This is a genomic window from Streptomyces sp. NPDC016851, from assembly GCF_055562795.1.
Map to the genome: position 1 here is coordinate 13,606 of NZ_JBVHEP010000025.1, position 20,275 is coordinate 33,880.

General features: G+C 71.0%; 21 protein-coding genes. 12 read left to right on the top strand and 9 right to left on the bottom strand.

Annotation, left to right across the window (positions count from 1 at the left end; genetic code table 11):
- Positions 1-199: 199 nt before the first annotated feature.
- Both ACZ3I3_RS32215 and clpS read right to left on the bottom strand, forming a co-directional pair.
- Complete coding sequence (locus ACZ3I3_RS32215; RefSeq protein WP_467370800.1) at positions 200-808, bottom strand: DUF2017 domain-containing protein; 609 nt, start codon at positions 806-808, stop codon at positions 200-202.
- 32 nt (positions 809-840) lie between these two features.
- Positions 841-1,158, bottom strand: a complete 318-nt coding sequence (clpS, locus tag ACZ3I3_RS32220; protein ID WP_020270284.1) for an ATP-dependent Clp protease adapter ClpS — start codon at positions 1,156-1,158, stop codon at positions 841-843.
- Between the two features lie 98 nt (positions 1,159-1,256).
- On the opposite strand from clpS, the gene ACZ3I3_RS32225 reads away from it, so the two are divergent.
- Both ACZ3I3_RS32225 and ACZ3I3_RS32230 read left to right on the top strand, forming a co-directional pair.
- Positions 1,257-2,603: a nicotinate phosphoribosyltransferase gene (locus ACZ3I3_RS32225; RefSeq protein ID WP_467370801.1), complete on the top strand. Its 1,347-nt coding sequence runs from the start codon at positions 1,257-1,259 to the stop codon at positions 2,601-2,603.
- Positions 2,604-2,718: 115 nt separating this feature from the next.
- Entirely contained in the window at positions 2,719-3,309 is a 591-nt protein-coding gene (locus ACZ3I3_RS32230; RefSeq protein WP_467370803.1) for an isochorismatase family protein, read from the top strand.
- Between the two features lie 53 nt (positions 3,310-3,362).
- On the opposite strand, the gene ACZ3I3_RS32235 is transcribed toward ACZ3I3_RS32230, so the two are convergent.
- Together ACZ3I3_RS32235 and ACZ3I3_RS32240 are read right to left on the bottom strand one after the other, a co-directional pair.
- The gene (locus tag ACZ3I3_RS32235; RefSeq protein WP_356928690.1) at positions 3,363-3,707 is read right to left on the bottom strand and encodes a hypothetical protein; all 345 of its coding nucleotides are present in this window, start codon (positions 3,705-3,707) and stop codon (positions 3,363-3,365) included.
- Between the two features lie 134 nt (positions 3,708-3,841).
- Positions 3,842-6,199, bottom strand: coding sequence for an immune inhibitor A domain-containing protein (locus ACZ3I3_RS32240; protein ID WP_467370805.1), 2,358 nt, complete (start codon positions 6,197-6,199; stop codon positions 3,842-3,844).
- A gap of 437 nt (positions 6,200-6,636) precedes the next feature.
- On the opposite strand from ACZ3I3_RS32240, the gene ACZ3I3_RS32245 reads away from it, so the two are divergent.
- Positions 6,637-6,915: a hypothetical protein gene (locus ACZ3I3_RS32245; RefSeq protein ID WP_467370943.1), complete on the top strand. Its 279-nt coding sequence runs from the start codon at positions 6,637-6,639 to the stop codon at positions 6,913-6,915.
- A gap of 44 nt (positions 6,916-6,959) precedes the next feature.
- Here the strand turns inward: ACZ3I3_RS32245 and ACZ3I3_RS32250 are convergent, their stop codons facing one another.
- Together ACZ3I3_RS32250 and ACZ3I3_RS32255 are read right to left on the bottom strand one after the other, a co-directional pair.
- Positions 6,960-7,721: an RDD family protein gene (locus ACZ3I3_RS32250; protein WP_467370806.1), complete on the bottom strand. Its 762-nt coding sequence runs from the start codon at positions 7,719-7,721 to the stop codon at positions 6,960-6,962.
- 118 nt (positions 7,722-7,839) lie between these two features.
- Complete coding sequence (locus ACZ3I3_RS32255; RefSeq protein ID WP_467370807.1) at positions 7,840-9,558, bottom strand: RDD family protein; 1,719 nt, start codon at positions 9,556-9,558, stop codon at positions 7,840-7,842.
- A gap of 243 nt (positions 9,559-9,801) precedes the next feature.
- Between ACZ3I3_RS32255 and ACZ3I3_RS32260 the strand changes: the two genes are divergently transcribed.
- Complete coding sequence (locus ACZ3I3_RS32260; RefSeq protein ID WP_467370809.1) at positions 9,802-10,212, top strand: SsgA family sporulation/cell division regulator; 411 nt, start codon at positions 9,802-9,804, stop codon at positions 10,210-10,212.
- 13 nt (positions 10,213-10,225) lie between these two features.
- Here the strand turns inward: ACZ3I3_RS32260 and ACZ3I3_RS32265 are convergent, their stop codons facing one another.
- Positions 10,226-11,647 carry an FAD-binding oxidoreductase gene (locus ACZ3I3_RS32265; RefSeq protein WP_467370811.1) on the bottom strand — a complete coding sequence of 474 codons (1,422 nt, stop codon included), beginning with the start codon at positions 11,645-11,647 and terminating at the stop codon, positions 10,226-10,228.
- A 91-nt stretch (positions 11,648-11,738) separates the two neighbouring features.
- On the opposite strand from ACZ3I3_RS32265, the gene ACZ3I3_RS32270 reads away from it, so the two are divergent.
- Positions 11,739-13,145 (top strand): tetratricopeptide repeat protein, encoded by a 1,407-nt coding sequence (locus ACZ3I3_RS32270; protein WP_467370812.1) that lies wholly within the window; start codon positions 11,739-11,741, stop codon positions 13,143-13,145.
- 51 nt (positions 13,146-13,196) lie between these two features.
- On the opposite strand, the gene hppD is transcribed toward ACZ3I3_RS32270, so the two are convergent.
- Complete coding sequence (hppD, locus tag ACZ3I3_RS32275) at positions 13,197-14,342, bottom strand: 4-hydroxyphenylpyruvate dioxygenase (protein ID WP_467370814.1); 1,146 nt, start codon at positions 14,340-14,342, stop codon at positions 13,197-13,199.
- Positions 14,343-14,465: 123 nt separating this feature from the next.
- Here hppD and ACZ3I3_RS32280 point away from each other — a divergent pair, with 123 nt between their 5' ends.
- From ACZ3I3_RS32280 to ACZ3I3_RS32310, 7 genes are all read left to right on the top strand, one after another.
- Positions 14,466-14,936, top strand: a complete 471-nt coding sequence (locus tag ACZ3I3_RS32280; protein WP_020277695.1) for an Lrp/AsnC family transcriptional regulator — start codon at positions 14,466-14,468, stop codon at positions 14,934-14,936.
- A gap of 18 nt (positions 14,937-14,954) precedes the next feature.
- A complete protein-coding gene (locus ACZ3I3_RS32285) occupies positions 14,955-15,602 on the top strand; it encodes an ABC transporter permease (protein ID WP_467370815.1) in 648 nt (215 codons plus the stop codon).
- A complete protein-coding gene (locus tag ACZ3I3_RS32290; RefSeq protein ID WP_467370817.1) occupies positions 15,595-16,857 on the top strand; it encodes a betaine/proline/choline family ABC transporter ATP-binding protein in 1,263 nt (420 codons plus the stop codon). The genes ACZ3I3_RS32285 and ACZ3I3_RS32290 overlap by 8 nt, the downstream gene beginning before the upstream one ends.
- Positions 16,854-17,675, top strand: a complete 822-nt coding sequence (locus ACZ3I3_RS32295) for an ABC transporter permease (RefSeq protein WP_467370818.1) — start codon at positions 16,854-16,856, stop codon at positions 17,673-17,675. Before ACZ3I3_RS32290 ends, ACZ3I3_RS32295 begins: the two co-directional genes overlap by 4 nt.
- Positions 17,672-18,634, top strand: coding sequence for a glycine betaine ABC transporter substrate-binding protein (locus ACZ3I3_RS32300; RefSeq protein ID WP_467370820.1), 963 nt, complete (start codon positions 17,672-17,674; stop codon positions 18,632-18,634). Before ACZ3I3_RS32295 ends, ACZ3I3_RS32300 begins: the two co-directional genes overlap by 4 nt.
- Positions 18,635-18,702: 68 nt before the next feature.
- Positions 18,703-19,287, top strand: coding sequence for an ArsR/SmtB family transcription factor (locus ACZ3I3_RS32305; RefSeq protein ID WP_467370822.1), 585 nt, complete (start codon positions 18,703-18,705; stop codon positions 19,285-19,287).
- Position 19,288: 1 nt separating this feature from the next.
- The gene (locus tag ACZ3I3_RS32310; RefSeq protein WP_467370823.1) at positions 19,289-19,471 is read left to right on the top strand and encodes a hypothetical protein; all 183 of its coding nucleotides are present in this window, start codon (positions 19,289-19,291) and stop codon (positions 19,469-19,471) included.
- Here the strand turns inward: ACZ3I3_RS32310 and ACZ3I3_RS32315 are convergent.
- Positions 19,468-20,259 carry a S16 family serine protease gene (locus ACZ3I3_RS32315; RefSeq protein ID WP_467370825.1) on the bottom strand — a complete coding sequence of 264 codons (792 nt, stop codon included), beginning with the start codon at positions 20,257-20,259 and terminating at the stop codon, positions 19,468-19,470. The two genes, ACZ3I3_RS32310 and ACZ3I3_RS32315, sit on opposite strands and share 4 nt — an antisense overlap.
- Positions 20,260-20,275 lie beyond the last annotated feature (16 nt).

The following is a 20,275-nucleotide window of genomic DNA, read 5'->3' on the forward strand; positions in this document are numbered from 1 at the left end:
GCCGGGCGATCGTGAAGATTTATCACGGTCGCAACACTGATCACTCGGGTGGATTGTGACGCACCGCACAGGGAAAACGGACAAAGCGCAGCCCAACGCGGCATAGAAGGCGGGCGCGGTGACGGGATCGTTATCCGGATTTGAGTGTCCTCTGAGCGAACACCGATCGGTCATCCGGCGGTCACAGAACCGGCACGGATCAGGGCATAAGGGTTCCGACCAGCGTCTCCTGGAGTCCACCCAGCCACAGGTAGGCCATCACCATCGGCTTGCGCGGGTCCTCGTCCGGGAGGCGGTAGAGGAGGTCGGTGTCCTCCTCCTCGGCGATCTCCAGCCGCGAGCCGATCGCCAGCCGCAGGTCGTTCAGCGCCGACAGCCACCGCTGGGACTCCTCCACCGACAGCTTCAGCACCGCGCCGCCCTCGCCGGCCGAGGCCGAGGAGAGCGCGTCCAGGGAGCGGATCACCGCGAGGGCGTTGTCCCGCTTGCCGGCCCGCAGGTCGTTCTCCGTGTAGCGGCGGAACTCGGCGGAGTACGCCCGCTGCTCCTCGGCGTCCCGGGGCGAGGCGGGCTCCTCGGGGTCGCTGTAGGCGTCCGGGAAGAGGCGCCTGAGCACCGGGTCGGCGGGCGGCTCGCTCGGGCCTTCCGCGAACAGCTCGGCGAGCGGGTCGTCGGTGGGGTCCTCCGCGGGGCCCGGGCCGATGAGCTCCAGGAGCTGGACGGCCAGCGACCGGATGATGGAGATCTCGACGTCGTCGAGGGCGACGGCAGCACCGCCGCCGGGGAGCGGTTCGAAGGTTCCGGGCATGAACGCCTTTTCGCTGCTGGGCGGGGAGCTGGCTACTTGCGGTCCTGCTGGAGGGTGGCCCACAGGCCGTAGCCGTGCATGGCCTGCACGTCGCGTTCCATCTCCTCGCGGCTGCCGCTGGAGACGACCGCCCGGCCCTTGTGGTGGACGTCGAGCATGAGCTTGGTGGCCTTGTCCTTGGAGTAGCCGAAGTACGTCTGGAAGACGTACGTCACATAGCTCATGAGGTTGACCGGGTCGTTGTGGACGATGGTGACCCAGGGGAGGTCCGGCTCCGGTACGGCGAAGACCTCCTCCGCCGACTCGGTCCGTTCGATCTCCAGGGGCGCGGGTGACGTCACACTGCCCATGCTGCCACCCGAGGGGGGTAGTCGCACAAATGGGCCTGGAAGACGGGGGCCTTGCTGCAAATCGTCAAACTGACGAAATGGGGGTACGCTCTCACACCATGGACACAGCGGACCTTGGGCTGCCGGTGGATGTTCCCTCGACGGCGCTCTTCACGGACCAGTACGAGCTGACGATGCTGCGGGCCGCCTTGGAGGCGGGCACGGCCGAGCGGCGGAGCGTGTTCGAGGTCTTCACCCGGCGCCTGCCGAACGGGCGCCGCTACGGCGTCGTGGCGGGCACCGGGCGGGTGCTGGACGCGGTGGAGAACTTCCGCTTCGACGCGGGCGTCCTGGACTTCCTGCGCGAGCGGGAGATCGTCGGCGGCCAGACCCTCGAGTGGCTCGCCGGCTATCGCTTCAGCGGGGACATCTGGGGCTACCCCGAGGGCGAGGTGTACTTCCCCGGCTCGCCGATCATGCGGGTCGAGGGCACCTTCGCCGAGTGTGTGCTGCTGGAGACCGTGATCCTGTCGATCCTCAACCACGACTCGGCGATCGCCGCGGCCGCCTCGCGCATGGCGTCGGCCGCCGGGGACCGGCCGCTGATCGAGATGGGCGCCCGGCGCACGCACGAGCTGGCGGCGGTGGCGGCGTCCCGCGCCGCCTACGTGGGCGGCTTCGCGACGACCTCGGACCTGGCCGCCGGGTTCCGCTACGGCATCCCCACCGTCGGCACCTCCGCCCACGCCTTCACCCTGCTCCACGACAGCGAGCGGGACGCCTTCCAGGCCCAGGTGAACACGCTGGGGCGGGGCACGACGCTGCTGGTGGACACGTACGACGTCGCCGAGGCGGTCCGCACCGCCGTGGAGGTCGCCGGACCCGGGCTCGGGGCCGTGCGGATCGACTCCGGCGACCTGCTGCTGGTGGCGCACCGGGTGCGGCAGCAGCTGGACGAACTGGGTGCGACCGGCACGAAGATCATCGTGACCTCGGACCTCGACGAGTACGCGATCGCCTCGCTGGCGGCGGCGCCCGTGGACGCGTACGGCGTCGGTACGCAGCTGGTGACCGGGTCCGGGCACCCGACGTCCTCGATGGTCTACAAGCTGGTCGCACGGGCCGAGTCGGCGGATCCGGACGCGCCGCTGGTGCCGGTGGCGAAGAAGTCCAGCGGGGGCAAGACGTCCGTGGGCGGCCGCAAATGGGCCGCGCGGCGACTGGACTCCTACGGCGTCGCCGAGGCCGAGGTGATCGGCACCGGGCCGGTACCGGCGGAGCTCGCGGACCGGCAGCTGCTGGTGGAGCTGGTCAAGGGCGGCGAGGTCGTCGCCCGGGAGCCGCTGGACGCGGCGCGTGACCGGCACGCGGCGGCGCGCGGGGGGCTCCCGATGTCGGCGACGCAGCTCTCGCGCGGGGAACCGGTCATTCCGACGGAGTACGCGCACGGAGCCTCGGGTAGCTAATTGCGGTGTGCCGCGATGCGCCGAGCCGTGCCCCCTCCCGTCTCCTCCGCCATGTCAATAGGCTCGGAAGTTCACCGGCCGGGCTTGCCGACCTCATAGCCGAAGGACACCGACCATGCGCCGCGCCTTGATCGTCGTAGACGTGCAGAACGACTTCTGCGAGGGGGGCAGCCTCGCGGTGGCCGGCGGTGCCGACGTGGCTGCCGCCGTCACCGAGCTGATCGGCCAGGCGGCCGGGTCCGGCTACCAGCACGTCGTGGCCACCCGCGACCACCACATCGCCCCCGGCGGCCACTTCTCCACCAACCCCGACTTCGTCCGCTCCTGGCCCGCGCACTGCGTCGCCGGCACGGAGGGTGTCGGCTTCCACCCGAACTTCGCCCCCGCCGTCGCGTCCGGCTCCATCGACGCGGTCTTCGACAAGGGGTCGTACGCGGCGGCGTACAGCGGCTTCGAGGGCGCGGACGAGAACGGCACGCCCCTGGCCGACTGGCTCCGCTCCCGCCAGGTCACCGAGGTCGACGTGGTCGGCATCGCCACGGACCACTGCGTGCGCGCCACGGCCCTGGACGCCGCGAAGGAGGGCTTCCGCACCCATGTCCTGCTCGACCTCACGGCGGGCGTGGCCCAGGAGACCACCGAGCGGGCCCTGGAGGAGCTGCGCGAGGCGGGCGTGGAGCTTTCCGGCAAGCCGGTCGTCCATTGACCCGGTAGCCCGGTAGCACGGTCGCCCGGTAGCGGTAGCGGCAGCGCCCGAGGTCAGGTCTGGGCCGTCGGGCGGCGCAGCAGGGCTCTGATCGGGCGCCACAGTTCGAAGGCGAGGTCCGGGCTCCCCACGACACCGTTGTCAGGGGCCGTGCGCCATATCAGGCCGTCGGGGTGGTGCAGGACGGCTGTGATCTCGTCGGGGGACGGCGGGGCGGCGTTGCCGCGCAGGTAGACGGAGCGCATGCCGAGGTTGCGGAGCCTGGTCAGGGCTCGGGCGCGGTTCGCCGCGTGGACGAGTACGCGGACGGAGCCGGGGCCGTCGGCGGCGGGGCTGGGCAGGTTCAGCGCCACCACCACGGTGCCGTTCGGCAGCTTGCAGAAGCCTCCTGCGGCCATGCGGTCATACCCCCGTGTCGGTCGGTGTGTCGGTCGGTGTCAATAAGAGAACCACAGGACGCACCTAAACACGGATCGGCGGCGACCCGCCAGGGGGTCACCGCCGATCACGCTCTGACCTGGGAAAACGAGTTTTACTTCGCCGCGGGGCCCACTTCGAGCTCGATCGTCGAGCCGTCCTTGGCCTCCTTGATGATCTTGATCTTGGTGTTGGTGTCAGTGATCTTGACGCCGCCGGTCTTGTTCGACTCGTCGTAGTAGGTGTTCACCCGGTCGTTGAAGACCGACACCCCCTTCGACGACGGGATGCGCGTCGCGACGTCCGCGTTGTGAAGCGTGACGCCGTCCGTGCGGTACCGGCTGAACGGCGAGTCGTAGGCCTGGATGCGGTTGCGCATCAGCGTGCCGTCGGTCCACTTCAGCGCCTTCGGGTGCGAGTCGACCGGCAGCAGCAGACCCGTGCCCGGGTGGACGCTGGTGTTGTTGTCCGCCTGGGAGGTGTCCCACTTCCAGATCAACAGGCCGTTCTGGTACGGGTAGTGCTCCACCCAGTCCGGACGGGTCTTGGAGAAGCCGAAGTTGTACGGGCCGACCTTCAGCGTCTTGTCGTACGACACGTACTGCCGGTTCTCGGCGATGTAGTACTGCGCGTAGTCCTCGGTGAAGGATCCACCGATCCGGGTGAAGCCGTTCGCCTTCCAAGCCGCGTCCATAGTTTCGGCGTTGTCGGAGAAGACGGGGCTGCCGTCGGCGGTCACCGTCACCGAGTCGGCCGCGAAGCCCTTCTTCGACACACCGCTGTCCGTCGCGTAGCGGAAACGAAGGTCGATCTTCTTGCCCGCGTAGGCGTCGAGCGGGTAAACGAGCTTCTGGTACGAGTCGGCCGTACCGTCCAGCGCGGGGTTGTCGCTGCCGTCGCGGCTGATCGGCTTGCCGTTCGCCGTACCGTCTATCGCCGTCCAGTTGGCGCCGCCGTCGGTCGACACCTCGGTGTAGACGAAGTCGTACTTCTTCTCGGTGTCCCACCAGCCGTCGAGGCTGAGGGTCGCCGAGGACTTGCCCGTGAGATCCACGGAGCGGGCGAGCGTGTTCTTCAGGTTGTTACCGCTTCCGCTCCACCACTGGGTGGCGCCCTGGGCCGGGGTGACGAGCTCGGTGGTCACCCGCTTCTTGGGCAGGTCGACCACGAGGGCCTGCTTGTGCTTGGTGTTGTACTCGGCCAAGCCAAGCTTGTGCCAGGAGTCGACCCCGGCCTTGGCCTTGTCGTAGTTCAGCCAGCCGAGCTGGAGCTTGTCCCAGGCGGTCATGTCGCCCGGCAGGTCACCGATCTCCTTCTTGCCGGTGCCGAGCCAGGAGCCCGATGACATCAGCGTCCAGAAGCCGGTGGAGTTCTCGCCGTCGCCGGTGGTGTCGTAGTGGTCCGGCAGACCGAGGTCGTGGCCGTACTCGTGCGCGTAGACGCCGAGTCCGCCGTTCTCCGGCTGCACGGTGTAGTCGCCGACCCAGATGCCGGTGTCGCCGATCTTCGCGCCGCCGAGCTTGTTGTTCTCGGGGCCGGTGGCGCCGGCGTCGGTGCCGAAGGCGTACCAGCGGTGGGCCCAGATGGCGTCCTCGCCCTGCGCGCCGCCGCCCGCGGACTCGTCCTCGCCGGCGTGCACGACCTGGAAGTGGTCGATGTAGCCGTCCGACTCGTTGAAGTCGCCGTCGCCGTCGCCGTCGTAGCGGTCCCACTGGTCGTACTGCTTGACGTCCGCCTTGATCTCGGCGTCGGTCTTCCCAGCCGCCTTCTGCTGGGAGACCCACGCGTTCAGACCGTCGCTGACGACGTTCCACACGCTCGGGCAGTTGGTGTCACCGCACGCGTTGTTGCCGTAACGGGCCTCGTTGTAGGGGACCTTGACCCAGTCGGAGACCTCGCCCTCGACCGAGTAGCGCCCGGAGGACTGCTTCTCGTAGTACGTCTTGACCGAGTCGACGCCTTTGCCGGAGCCGAAGTAGAGGTTCTCGAAGTACTTCTGGTCGTAGTCCGCCCGCCAGGCCGTGGAGTTGTCCTTCTTGCGGTCCGGCTTGGCTATCTGGTTGTGCAGCGGGCCGGGCGTGCCGCCGAACTCACTGGTCTTGTCGCCGAACTCGACCAGGATGGTGAAGATCTTGTCGGTCTTCTCACGGCCGAGCTCGACGTACTTGCTGTCGCCCTTCTTGCTCTTGAGCTGGACGACCTTCGAGCCTTCGCGCTTCGTGATCTTGGACTTCCCCGATATGACCTGCTCCAGGGCCTCCTGACGCTGCGCCTCCTGGGTCTTGGTCATAGGACCGTCGAGGTCGTGCTCGCCGTGGTGGCGGTCCGCCGGGTCGTGCCGGTCCACGGTGGTGGACCTGGGAGCGGAAGCGTCGTCGGCCTGGGCCACGCCGTATGCGGAGGCGGTGGCCGTGGCCGCCGCGAGCGCCACGCCTATGGCGGCGGCTCTGAACGTCCAGGGTCTACTGGTCACTTGAGATCCTCCCCCGCGTTCGAGCGCGCGGAAGGAAGGGGTCCTGGTCGTGGAAGGTCCGCGCGCGCGTGATCAACGCGTGTAGTCAAGTGACGACATTTGACTAGAGGTTTAGAAGAAAAGACAGACCTTGACTTGGACAGGTCAATTGCACTATGCGGAGTCGACGTTCATTTAACGGACAACCGATCCGTTGCCCGGCAGGCGATGCCCGCCGCCCCGCAGGCACGTGCCACCGTCCGGTGGGCGCGCGCATATGTCCACTACCTGGACGCCATGACTCCGTGCGCCCCCTGTGCTCCGGCCCTGTTGATTAGGTCACGCTTACCGCTCGTTCCAGTCGGGCACCCTGCCGGTTAGAGTCGCTTGGCGGAACGCCCGGAAGCCGGCGGAATGCCAGGCCGACACCCCCGTGGACCCCCACTTTCGAGGACATGATGGCCATGCCCCGTCCGACTGCCGCACAGCTCGCCTACGGTTCCTGCACCGTGATCCTCTCGACCCTCGCCATGCTGCTGCTGTCACAGACGAGTTCGGGCGTGGGGATCGCGATCATCGCCGTCGCGGCGCTCGCCCTCGGGCTGCTGGTCGCCATGACGGTGCCGCTGCCCGGGAAGCGCCCGGCCGCGGTGGAACAGCCCGCGCCCGAGGAACCCGTACGGGCCCAGGTCGCCGCACCGGCTCCGGAGCCGGTGCGGGAGCGGGCGGTCTCCTGACCACCCACTGCCCCTTACTTACCTCCGGTTGATACCTCTGTGCCTCAATTGGTGCTGACCACGACCGTTTTGGCCGCCTTGTCGTGCAGGCCCTGCTTGTAGGGCCGGTCGAAGAAGCTCCAGCCGCCCGAGATCGCGGTCCAGACGCAGGCGCAGCAGAAGGCGAACGGGATCCACAGCACCGCCGCGCGCATCAACGCGTTCTGTGCGGAGGGCGTGGCGCCGTCGTCGAGGTTGGCCACGCGCATGTGCAGCAGCTTCTTGCCGAGGGTCTGGCCGGTCCGCGCGGTCAGGAGGGTGTCGTAGGCGATGTAGAGGACGGCGGCGACCCCCGACTGCCAGAAGGACTTGCCGACCTCGATGCGGTCGCTGTCCACGTCGTACTCGTTGACGTCGAAGCCCCAGGTGAGCAGCCAGACGACGACACCCACCAGGATCATGTCGATGATGCGGGCGAGCGTGCGCTTGCCGCTGTCGGCGAGCGGGGGCATGCCGGCGAGGGGGTCGGTGGGGTAGGAGCCGCCGCCGTAGGGGGAACCGCCGTAGGGGCCGCCGCCGGGAGGTCCTTCATAAGGGCCTTGGCCGCCGGGCGGTGGCTCGTAGGGGCCTTGGCCGCCGCCGGGCGGTGGCTCATAGGGGCCGCCTTGGCCGCCGCCGGGCGGGGTACCGCCGGGGCCGCCGCCCGGGTAGCGCGGGTCGTAGGGCGAGCCCGCGCCCTCGCCGGGCTGCTCGCCCGGAGGCCGCTTCCTGAACGGATCGTCTTCCGGGGGCTGCTGACCGGAGCCGGGGGGCGGTTCACTGCTCATGGCCCGAGTCGACCGCGAACCCCCCGGCTCCGCATCCGGCAGACGGCCGTCCGAGGTACGGATTCACCTGATGCCCCGGCAGTACTCGGCGATCCCGTGCCGGACGTAGCCGTGCTGCTCAGCCGGCCACGAACGTGTGCGCGGCCTTGTCGTGCCAGCACTGGCGCCACGGCTTGTCGAACAGGCACCAGGCGATGCCGATGATCCCGACGACGAGGAGTCCGGGCACGCTGTAGACCAGCCAGCGGCGCAGGGCCGCGCCGAACTCCGGGGTGTCGTGGCCCTCGATGTCCCGCACGTCGAGACCCATCAGCTTCTTGCCGAGGGTGCGGCCCCACTTGGCGGTGGGCAGCACCTCGGAGACGACGCCGACGAGCAGCAGGACGGCCAGGACGATGCCGAGGTAGGCCGACGTGGTGCCGTCGAGCAGCCAGACCGTGACGGTCTCGCCGGAGAGCTTGGCCTCCTCGATCTTCTCGTTGACGTGGTCGACCGCCTTGATGCCGAGCGGTACGGCGGCCCCGGCGGTGAGGCCGGCGAGAACGAGGGTGTCCAGCAGCCGGGCGGCCAGCCGCTTGCCGAGCCCCGCGGGGCGGGCCGACGCCTGGCGCCGCGCGGCCGCCTGGAAGATGTCCTCGGTCGGCGGCTTCCAGGGCGCGACGGGCTGCTCGTCGCCGCCCGCTCCGGCGAGCCGGTGCACCTGCTGCGCCCAGGAGGACTGGCCGCCGCCGGGGCCGGCGCTGAGGGGCGTGGCGGAGGCGGCGGGGCCTGGCTGGGGCCCGCCGGACTGCGGGGGGACGGTGGGCGCCGCCTGGGGCCCGGACAGCGCCGTCGGGGCGGCCGCGGAGGCCTGGACGCCGGGGTCTGCCTGCGCTGCGGCCCGGGCGGCGGCGGCCTTCCCGGCGGCGAAGCCGGGGCGGTTCGAGCCGTCACCGGCGGCGCCCGCACCGCCCTGCGCGCCGAAGGCGGGTCCCGCCGGGCCCCCGGCCGGACCGGCCTGGGCCCCGAAACCGGGCCCGGGCGCCGCTCCCTGAGGGCCGAAGCCAGGGCCTGCCGGGGTGCCCCCGGATCCGGTCGGCCCGCCCGGCGCACCGAACCCGGAGCCCGCCGGGCCGCTGCCCGAACCGCCGGAAGACGAAGCTGCAGCCGAGGCCGGGCCCTGACGCGGTGGCACCGCGCGGAACGTCATCGTGCCGTCGTCGGGGGCATCGGCGGAGGCCGCTCCCTGGGCCTTCCCCGGCGGACGGCGGAAGACGAACGTGCTGCCGGCGGCCGCGGCGTTCGCCTCCTGGTCGGCGGGAGACGGTGGTTCGCCCTGCCGGGCGGACTCTCCGGCCGGCTGCCGGTCGGCGTGCGACACCCTCGGGTCAGCACCCTGCTGAGCCGCACCCTGCTGGGCCGCACCCTGCTGGGCCGCACCCTGCTGAGCCGCTCCCTGCGCGCCCTGCGGTGCGCCCCACGCGACACGGCGGTCCTGGTCGCCGCCGAAGCCCGACTGACGGGAGCGGTCGGCGCCCCAGGCGGTCGCGGGTTCGGGACGGCTGCCGTGCTGGGCGTCGGCAGGGGACGGCTCGTCGGCCGGATCCTCGTCGAAGAAGTGCGGGCCGGTCTCCTCGACCGAGGCCGAGCCGGGGCCGGATCCGGAGCCCGAGCCCGAGCCGGAGGCCGCGGCGCCGGGCGGCGGCGCGAGCGTCTCGCCGTCCTTGGGTGCGGGACGGCTGGTGCCCGGTACCCAGGAGGCACCGTTCCAGTACCGGACATATCCAGGAATGGACGGGTCCGGGTAATAACCTTCGCGGGGCCTGTCGTCACCGGGGGCCGGGGTTGGGGCGCTCATCTCCGTCGTCCCGTATCTGCTCGAGGGCCAAATGGGGGCCTCCACATCTATCAGACGTGCGCAAGCCCCACCGCCGCTCCCACCGGACCCACCCCTTTCGAGCACCGATGTGCTACGCATCGCGCGGCCCGGTGCCTCCCCCTGCGAAAAAACTTCCGGCAACGCGCGTAATGCCGCCGCCCCCGCGCGCTCTCTCCTGCTGACCGGCCCTCACGGGCCCCGTGCAGAGAAGGGAACACCGCCATGCGCACCGTGGTGGAACGCGAACTGGAGCTGAAACTCGTCCTGTCACCGCAGCGCCGGATCCCGGTGCCGGCCCGGCTCGGGTACGTCACCGACGATCCGTACGCCGTCCACGTCACCTTCCACATCGACTCCGCGCACCCGGTGCACTGGACGTTCGCCCGGGACCTGCTGGTGGAGGGCGTGTTCCGGCCGTGCGGGCGGGGCGATGTGCGGGTGTGGCCGACGAAGGCCGAGGGGCGCAGCGTCGTGCTGGTGGCGCTGACTTCACCCGACGGGGACGCCCTGCTGGAGGCGCCCGCCGCCCCGGTGTCGGCCTGGCTGGAGCGCACGCTGCGGGTGGTCCCGCCGGGGACGGAGGGTGAGCAGCTCGGTCTGGACGACGAGCTGGCCGAGCTGCTCGCGCAGTGAGGACGCGCGACCCTCAGAACAGCTTGCCCGGGTTGAGGATGTTCAGCGGGTCGAAGGCCTGTTTGACGGCCCGCTGCATCTCCATCCCGACGGGGCCGATCTCGCGCGCCAGCCACTCCTTCTTCAGCACGCCGACGCCGTGCTCTCCGGTGATGGTGCCGCCGAGTTCCAGGCCGAGGGCCATGATCTCGTCGAAGGACTCGCGGGCGCGCCGTGACTCGTCGGGGTCGGCCTGGTCGAAACACACCGTCGGGTGGGTGTTGCCGTCCCCCGCATGGGCGACGACCCCGATGGTGAGCCGGTACTTCTCGGCGATCCGGTCGACCCCGTCGAGCATCTCGGCGAGCCGGGAGCGGGGCACGCACACGTCGTCGATCATCGTGACGCCCTTGACGGCCTCCAGCGCGGTGAGCGACAACCGGCGCGCCTGGAGGAGCAGTTCGGACTCGGCCGCGTCGTCGGCCGGGACGACCTGGGTGGCTCCGGCGGCCTCGCACAGCGCGCCGACGGCGGCGAGGTCGGCGGCCGGGTCGGTGGTGTCGAAGGCGGCCAGGAGCAGGGCCTCGGTGGTCTCCGGGAGGCCCATCTGCGCCAGGTCGTTGACGGCCTTGACCGTCGTACGGTCCATGAGTTCGAGGAGTGACGGGACGTGGCCGCCCTCCATGATGCGGCACACGGCGTCGCAGGCGGCGGCCCCGGAGGCGAACTCGGCGGCCAGCACGAGTTGCTCGGGCGGCTTGGGACGCAGGCCGAGCACGGCCCGTACGACGATGCCGAGCGAGCCCTCGGAGCCGACGAACAGCCGGGTCAGGTCGTACCCGGCGACGCCCTTGGCGGTGCGGCGGCCGGTGGACATGAGGCGCCCGTCGGCCAGCACGACGTCCAGTCCGAGGACGTACTCGGCGGTGACTCCGTACTTCACACAGCACAGGCCGCCCGAGGCCGTACCGATGTTGCCGCCGATGGTGCACATCTCCCAGCTGGAGGGGTCCGGCGGGTAGTACAGGCCGTGTTCGCCGACGGCCCGGGACAGGGCGGCGTTGATCACGCCGGGCTCGACGACGGCGACGCGGTCGACCGGGTTGATCTCCAGGACGCGGTCCATCTTGGTCAGGGAGAGCACGATGCAGCCGTCGGAGGCGTTCGCGGCGCCGGACAGTCCGGTGCGGGCGCCCTGTGGGACGACCGGGACGCGCAGGGCGGTGGCGGTGCGCATCACGTGCTGGACCTGCTCCACCGTGCGGGGCAGGACGACCACGGCCGGGGCGCCGGCCGGGCAGAAGCTCGCCATGTCGTGGGCGTAGGAGGCCGTGACGTCGGGGTCGGTGAGGACCGCCTCGGCGGGCAGGCCGCCGAGCAGGAGGTCGACGAGGTTGCCGGTCACTGCGGTGTCCGCGCCTTCGGAGCTGGGCGCTTCGATACGGCTCATGATCACAGGTTCGCACCCGGGGCCATCGGTGTGAACCCGTCGGCGGCACCCTTCGCCTGCCCGGGTGTGGTCGTCGTACTGACGCACAGTGAGCGCCATGGAGAACCAGCAGAAGCCCCCCGAGGGCCGCTTCCGCACCCGGCGGGTGGTGCTCGGCTGCGCCGCGGGGTGCGCCGTGCTCGGCGGGGTGCTGGTGCTGCTGCCGTGGGAGCGGCCCGCCGAGCCCGCTCCGCCGTCGCCGGAGGCGGTGGCCATGGCGGCGGTCGGTGCCGGGGTGCCGGCGGCGCTGCCCGACCTGGCGGAGCTGATCGACGAGCGGGAGCAGCGGGTGCGGACGCGTCCGGGGGACGCGGCGTCCTGGGCGGTGCTCGGGGCGGCGTACGTGGAACAGGGGCGGCGGCTGGCCGACCCGGCGTACTACCCGCGCGCGGAGAAGGCGTTGCGGACGTCGCTGAAGGTACGGCCGCGGCGCAACACCCGGGCCCTGGCCGGACTGGCCGCGCTGGCCAACGCGCGCCGGGACTTCCCCGCCGCGCGCCGCTGGGGCGAGGCGGCGCTGACGCTGGAGCCCCGGCGGTGGACGACGTATCCGCTGCTCATCGACGCCTACACCGGGCTCGGTGAGCACGCGGCGGCCGAGCGGGCGCTGGACCGGCTGACGGAGCTGCGCTCGGGACCCGCCGTGCTGGCGCGGGCCGCGGCCGTCTACCGCGACCGGGGCCGGCGGGAGGACGCGGCGGCCTCGCTGGCGGACGCGGCGGCGGGCGCACGGGCACCGGCCGAGCGGGCGGCCTATCTGGAGCGGGCCGGGCAACTGGCCTGGGAACGCGGGGACCTTCAGGACGCGCTACGGCATTTCCAGGAGGCGGTGCGCCTCGACCCGGACCAGCGGGCGGCGCAGGCCGGACAGGGCCGGGCGCTGGCCGCCCTGGGCCGGACGACGGAGGCGCTGAACGCCTACCGGGTGGCCCTCGCCAAGCAGCCCTGTCCCCGGTACGCCCTGGAGCTGGGCGAGTTGTACGAGTCGCTGGGGATGCCGGAGGCGGCCCGGGTGCAGTACGACCTGCTGCGGGAGCGGGTCCGGGTCGCCGCGGCGGGCGGGGCCGACGAGGAGCTGGTGCTGGGCCGGTTCGAGGCGGACCACGGCGATCCGCGGGAGGCGGTACGGCGGTTGCGGGCCGAGTGGCGCCGCCAGCCGGGGACCGAGGTCGCCGACGCGCTGGGCTGGGCGCTGCACCGGGCGGGTCGGCACGAGGAGGCCCTGCGGTTCGCGGTGGGGGCGACGGAGGGCGACCACGGGGGCGCGGTGCGCAGCGCGGCGTACGCCTATCACCGCGGCATGATCGAGCGGGAGCTGGAGCGGTACGGGGCCGCGCGACGCCACCTGGCGGAGGCCCTGCGGATCAACCCGCACTTCTCACCGCTGCATGCGCCTGCGGCGCGGGCGGCGTCGGAGGCGCTGGGGGAGCCGCCGGACGAGGTGCCTCGGCTGGAGGAGGAATGAGGGCGTGCGGGTGCCCCGTGACACCCGCACGAACTCACAGGGACGATCGGGTCACAGGTTGCCGCGGCGCTCCTGCTCGCGCTCGATCGCCTCGAACAGGGCCTTGAAGTTGCCCTTGCCGAAGCCCATCGAGCCGTGGCGCTCGATGATCTCGAAGAAGACGGTCGGGCGGTCCTGGACCGGCTTGGTGAAGATCTGCAGCAGGTAGCCGTCCTCGTCGCGGTCGGCGAGGATCTTCAGCTCGCGCAGGGTGTCGATCGGCACGCGCGTCTCGCCGACCCACTCCCCCAGCGTGTCGTAGTACGAGTCGGGCGTGTTGAGGAACTCCACGCCGGCCGCGCGCATGGTGCGGACCGTCTGGACGATGTCGTTGGTGTTGAGCGCGATGTGCTGGACGCCCGCGCCGCCGTAGAACTCCAGGTACTCGTCGATCTGGGACTTCTTCTTGGCGATGGCCGGCTCGTTGATCGGGAACTTGACCTTGAGCGTGCCGTCGGCGACGACCTTCGACATCAGCGCGCTGTACTCGGTGGCGATGTCGTCGCCCACGAACTCCTTCATGTTCGTGAAGCCCATCACCTTGTTGTAGAAGCCGACCCACTCGTTCATGCGGCCGAGTTCGACGTTGCCGACGCAGTGGTCGATGGCCTGGAAGGTGCGCTGCGCGGGCGGCTCGACCATCGGCTTGGCCGCGACGAAGCCGGGCAGGTACGGGCCGTCGTAGCCGGAGCGCTCGACGAGGGTGTGGCGGGTCTCGCCGTAGGTGGCGATCGCGGCCAGGACGACCGTGCCGTGCTCGTCCTTCAGCTCGTACGGCTCGGCCACCGAGCGGGCACCGTGTTCGAGGGCGTAGGCGTACGCGGCGCGCGCGTCCGGGACCTCGATGGCGAGGTCGACGACGCCGTCGCCGTGCTCGGCCACGTGCCGGGCGAGGAAGTGGCCCCAGTCGCTGGACGGCTTGATGACCGAGGTGAGGACGAAGCGGGCGGAGCCGTTCTCCAGGACGTAGGCAGCGGTCTCGCGGCTGCCGTTCTCCGGTCCGGAGTAGGCGACCAGCTTCATGCCGAAGGCGGTGGAGTAGTAGTGCGCCGCCTGCTTGGCGTTGCCCACGGCGAAGACGACCGCGTCCATTCCCTTGACCGGGAAGGGGTCGGCCTGCCGGGCGGTGTCGGGAGTGTGGTGTGTGGTCTGCGTCATAGCCGCAGGGTCTCCCCGCTCGGCAAGGTGCGCAATAGTTTGCGTCTCCGCTGGGCAATCTGTTCAGCAATACGGCCGTGTCGACGGCGCTTCTGTACAGGATGACCATGCCGGGAGGCTGCTGTGGCGATCGATCATCTGGACGGCCGGATCATCCTGCTGCTGGCGCGGGAGCCGCGGATCGGAGTGCTGGAGATGTCCCGGCGGCTGGGCGTCGCCCGCGGCACCGTGCAGGCGCGGCTGGACCGGCTTCAGTCGAACGGAGTCATCCGCGGCTTCGGCCCGGAAGTGGACCCGGCGGCACTCGGCTACCCGGTCACGGCGTTCGCGACGCTCCAGATCCGGCAGGGCCAAGGCGCCGACGTACGGGCCCACTTGGCGACCGTGCCCGAGGTGCTGGAGCTGCACACCACCACCGGCAGCGGGGACATGCTGTGCCGGCTGGTGGCCCGCTCGAACGCCGATCTCCAGCGTGTGATCGACCGGGTCGTCGGTTTTGATGGCATCGTCCGGGCCTCCACGGCGATCGTCATGGAGAACCCCGTTCCGCTGCGGATCATCCCGCTGGTGGAGCAGGCCGCGGAGGAGACCTGAATCGTGGGGTGAGCGCGTGTGAACTTCTGGGAGTACGTGGCGGGGCGGCACCAGCAACTGCTCACGGACGCCTACCAGCACGCGAGCGCCGTCTTCCAGTGCATGGTCGTCGCGACCGTGCTCGGGGTCCTGATCGGCGTCGCCACCTACCGCAGCGAGTGGGCCGGGAACCTCGCGACCACGGCCACCGCCACCGTCCTGACCGTCCCGGCGCTCGCCCTGATCGGCCTGCTCATCCCGGTCGTGGGCCTGGGCGTGGCGCCGACGGTGATCGCGTTGACGCTGTACGGGCTGCTGCCGGTCGTGCGCAACGCGATCGTCGGGCTGCGCGGGGTCGACCCGGCGCTGGTGGACGCGGCCACGGGCATCGGGATGTCCCGCCCGGCCCGGCTGCTGCGGATCGAGCTGCCGCTGGCCTGGCCGCCGATCCTGACCGGCATCCGGGTCGCGACCCAGATGCTGATGGGCATCGCGGCCATCGCGGCGTACGCCTCGGGCCCCGGTCTCGGCAACGTCATCTTCCGCGGCCTCGCCTCGCTGGGCAGCGCCAACGCGCTCAACCAGGTCCTCGCGGGCACGCTCGGCATCATCGTCCTGGCGCTGCTGTTCGACGCCGCGTACGTCCTGATCGGGCGGCTGACCATTCCCAGGGGGATCCGTGCCTGAGACCGACGGCCACGGGGCCTCCATCGAGCTGGAGAGCCTGACCAAGCGGTACCCCGGCAGTGCGCAGCCGGCCGTGGACAACGTGAGCATGGAGATCAAGGCGGGCGAGGTCGTCGTCCTCGTCGGCCCCTCGGGCTGCGGCAAGTCGACCCTGCTCAAGATGATCAACAGGTTGATCGAGCCGACCGGCGGCCGTATCCGCATGGGCGGCGAGGACGTCACCGACATCGACCCGGTCGGGCTGCGCCGCAAGGTCGGCTACGCGATCCAGTCCGCCGGGCTCTTCCCGCACATGACGGTCGCGCAGAACATCGCGCTCGTCCCGAGGATGATCGGCTGGCCGAAGGCCCGGATCAGGGCGCGCACCGAGGAACTGCTCGACCTGGTCGGCCTCGACCCCGGCGAGTTCCAGGGCCGCTACCCGCGCCGGCTCTCCGGCGGCCAGCAGCAGCGCGTGGGCGTGGCCCGGGCCCTCGCCGCCGATCCCCCGGTGCTGCTGATGGACGAGCCGTTCGGGGCAGTGGACCCGATCACCCGCGACCATCTCCAGGACGAGCTGATCCGGCTCCAGCACGAGCTGCACAAGACGATCGTCTTCGTCACGCACGACTTCGACGAGGCCATCAAGATCGGCGACCGGATCGCCGTGCTGCGCGAGCGGTCCCACATCGCGCAGTTCGACACCCCGGAGGCGATCCTCACCAACCCGGCGGACGACTTCGTGTCCGGGTTCGTGGGCGCCGGGGCGGCGCTGAAGCGGCTCAACCTGACCCGCGTACGGGACGTGGAGATCACCGACTATCCGACGGTGACGATCGACGACCCGTTGCAGCAGATCTTCAACCGGCTGCGGGCCGGCGGCACCAACGAGGTCCTGCTGCTCGACCGGCGCGGCCGCCCCTACAAGTGGCTCCGGCGCGGCGACCTGATGCGGGCCCGGGGCTCGCTGGCCCGCGCCGGGACGCTGGTGCACGACACGGTCACCCGGGACGCGACCCTGCGGGACGCGCTGGAGGCGGTGCTCACCGACAACACCGGGCGCGTCGCGGTGACGGGACGGCACGGTGAGTACACCGGCGTCGTCGACATGGAGACACTCCTCAACTCCGTGCACGACATGCTGGAGGCCGACCGGCTGGACGCGCTGGAGAACCAGCACGAACTGGAGGAGCTGCGGGCGGCGCAGACGCACGCGGAGCAGGAGGGCGGCGGCGGGGACGTCACCGGCGTGGGCGGCCTGGGAGGGACACGGTGACCGCTCCGGGGCAGGTGCGCACCGCCCCCGGACCGGCGGGCGAGGAGGAGGCCGAGGCGCCCCGGGCGGCACCCGGCCCGCCGCCCCGGCGCGTCGGCTGGCAGAAGCTGACCGTGCTGCCCGCCGTCCTGGTCGCCGTGCTGCTCGCCACCTGGCTCTGGTTCCGGCAGGCCGACCTGGACGCGCTGACCCGCAACGCCCTGTCGGACGGCCAGGTCTCCAAGGCCCTGTGGCAGCACATCCAGCTGACCGCGATCTCCACGTTCTTCGTGCTGGTCATCGCGATCCCGCTGGGCATCCTGCTGACCCGCCCGGCGTTCCGCAGGGCCACTCCGGTGGCGATGGCGTTCGCCAACATGGGCCAGGCGACGCCCGCGATCGGCCTGCTGGCGCTGCTCGTCATCTGGCTGGGCATCGGCCGCAGGGCCGCCCTGATCGGCATCATCGCCTACGCCGTGCTGCCCGTGCTGTCGAACACGATCGCCGGCCTGAAGGCGAACGACCCGACGCTGCTGGAGGCGGCCCGGGGCATCGGCATGTCACCGGCGGGAGTGCTGACCCGGGTGGAACTCCCCCTCGCGGTCCCGCTGATCCTCGCGGGCGTCCGCACGGCCCTCGTCCTGAACGTCGGCACGGCGACCCTGGCCGTCTTCGGCGGGGGCGGCGGACTGGGCGTGCTGATCACGACGGGGATCACCAACCAGCGGATGCCGGTGCTGGTGCTGGGCTCGGTCCTCACGGTGGTGCTGGCGCTGCTGGTGGACTGGCTGGCCTCGCTGGCGGAAGTGCTCCTGCGGCCCCGGGGGCTCCAGCCATGAGGCGGCCGATGTGCCTGGCGGGAGCAGCGGGACTGCTGGTCGCGGGGTGCGGCCTGACCAGCGGCTCCCCCATGGCGGACGACGTGCGGCCCGGGTCGGTCGGGCGGGGCGAGGCGTTGAAGGGCGCGAGCCTGACGGTGACGTCCAAGTCGTTCACCGAGGGGCTGATCCTCGGCGCGATCATGGGCATCGCCCTGGAGGCGGCCGGGGCGGAGGTACTCGACCGCACGGGCATCCAGGGATCCATCGGCAGCCGCGAGGCCGTCCGCAAGGGGGACGCCGACGCCGGGTACGAGTACACGGGCACGGCCTGGATCACGTACCTGGGCAACAGCAAGCCGGTCACGGATCCGCGCGCCCAGTGGGAGGCGGTGAGGAAGGCCGACGCGGCGAACGGGCTGGCCTGGCTGCGGCCGTCGTCCCTGAACAACACGTACGCGCTGGCGATGAACCAGGAGAACGCGAAGAAGTACGGCACGAAGACCCTGTCGGACGTGGCGAAGCTGGCGAAGTCCGACCCGGGGGCGGTGAAGCTGTGCGTGGAGGTCGAGTTCGCGAACCGGGCGGACGGGTTGCCGGGCATGCAGCGGGCGTACGGGCTGAAGCTGCCGGCGCGGAACGTCACGCAGATGGACACGGGGATCATCTACACCCAGACGTCGAAGGGGAGTTGCCCGTACGGCGAGGTGTTCACCACCGACGGGCGCATCGACTCCATGAACCTGGCGGTCATGGCGGACGACAGGAAGTTCTTCCCCAACTACAACGCCGCGCCGATGATCAACGCCAAGACGTTGAAGGAGTGGCCGGCGATCGCGGACGTCCTGGACCCGGTGACGGCACGGCTGGACAACACGGTGGCACGGAGGCTGAACGCGAAGGTGGATGTGGAGGGGGAGGATCCGCATCAGGTGGCGCTGGACTGGATGGTGGAGGAGGGGTTGGTCAGGGAGGGGTGACCCGGACCGATGAAGAGAGTTGCAAAGAAACCCTTGCAAGGATTCCTTTGCAAGGATAGCTTTGCACCGTGACCGAACCCCAGAACCCACACGTGCGGCAACTCGACGCCCGATCCCTACGAGGACTCGCGCACCCCTTGCGGATGCAGCTGCTCGACGCCCTGCGCTTCGGCGGCCCGGCCACCGCCTCGCAACTGGCTGCGAAGCTGGGCGAGTCCAGCGGCGCCACCAGCTACCACCTGCGCCAACTCGCGGAGTACGGCTTCATCGAGGACGCCCCCGAGCACGGCAAGGGGCGCGAGCGGTGGTGGAAGGCGGCTCACTACGGCCTCCGTTTCGACGACGCCCTGCTCACCGACTCGGACCCGGCCGTGCGCGGCGCGGCGGACATGTACCTCCACGAGGTCGCCACCACGCAGACCCGGGATCTGTCGACGTGGCTGGGCAACCGCGACTCATGGCCCGAGGAGTGGAGCCGCGTCTGGGACATGAGCAGTTGGACGCTGCGACTGACGCCCGAACTGACTCAAGAGCTCGTCGAGAAGATGCACGCGCTGCTCGACACCTACCGCGACCGCGAGGCCACCGAGGACACCCCCGGCGCCGAGCAGGTCCGCCTCCACACCCACGCCTTCCCGATCAGGACGGACTGAGATGCACCCCGACATCCACCTCGCCCTGCACCACGCCCGCGCCACCGAACTCCGTGCCGAAACCGGAGGCCGGGGCCCCACCGCCCGGAACAGCCATGGCCTCCGTACCCGCCTCGGCTGGACCCTGGTGGAGGTCGGGTTAAGGCTCGCCGCCCGGCCGGGGACGGCAGCCGCCGCCCACTAACAGCTGGGTACGGAGCCCTTCCCCGTCTCCAGGGCCACCAGGGAACTCACCGTGCTCTTCAGCGTGGTCACCGGGATCAGCCGCAGGCCCTTCGGCAGTTCGGCACGCGCGTCCGCGCACTCCGCCTTCGGGACGAGAAACACGGTCGCCCCGTCCCGCTTGGCGGCCTGGGTCTTGAGGGCGACGCCGCCCACCGCACCGACCGTGCCGTCGGCGGCGATCGTGCCGGTGCCGGCGATGACACGGCCCCCGGTGAGATCACCACCCGTGCCGTCGCCGTCGAGCTTGTCGATGATCCCCAGGGAGAACAGCAGCCCGGCACTGGGCCCGCCCACGTCCGCGAGCCGCAGGCCGACCTTGACGTCCTTGTCGTCGAGGCCGAGGTAGTTCAGTGCGGCCTGCGTCGCCGCGTCCTGGGACTCCTTCATCTGCTTCTCGTTGTGCCGCTCGATCTCCTGGACCGAGTCGCCGCTCGGGTAGATCGCGTCGCGCGGCATGACCGCCCGGTCCGTGCGGAACCAGTTGTCGATGACGTCCGGGAGCGAGACCCGGGTGTCCGGCGAGGTCGCCACGATGGTCGTCATACGCAGCTGACCAGGCGTGTCCCGGGTCGGCGCACCCTTGATAGTGATCACCGGGGCACCCTTGTCCTCCCCGAGCACGTTCGTCGTCTGCCCGGGCTGCGCCACCGAGAACGGCAGCGGCGCGAACACCGCCGTGGCGAGCAGGGCCACGACGGGCAGGGCGCAGACGGCGATGGCCTGGGGACGCGTGAGACGAGAGAACACGGGATCAATCTAACTC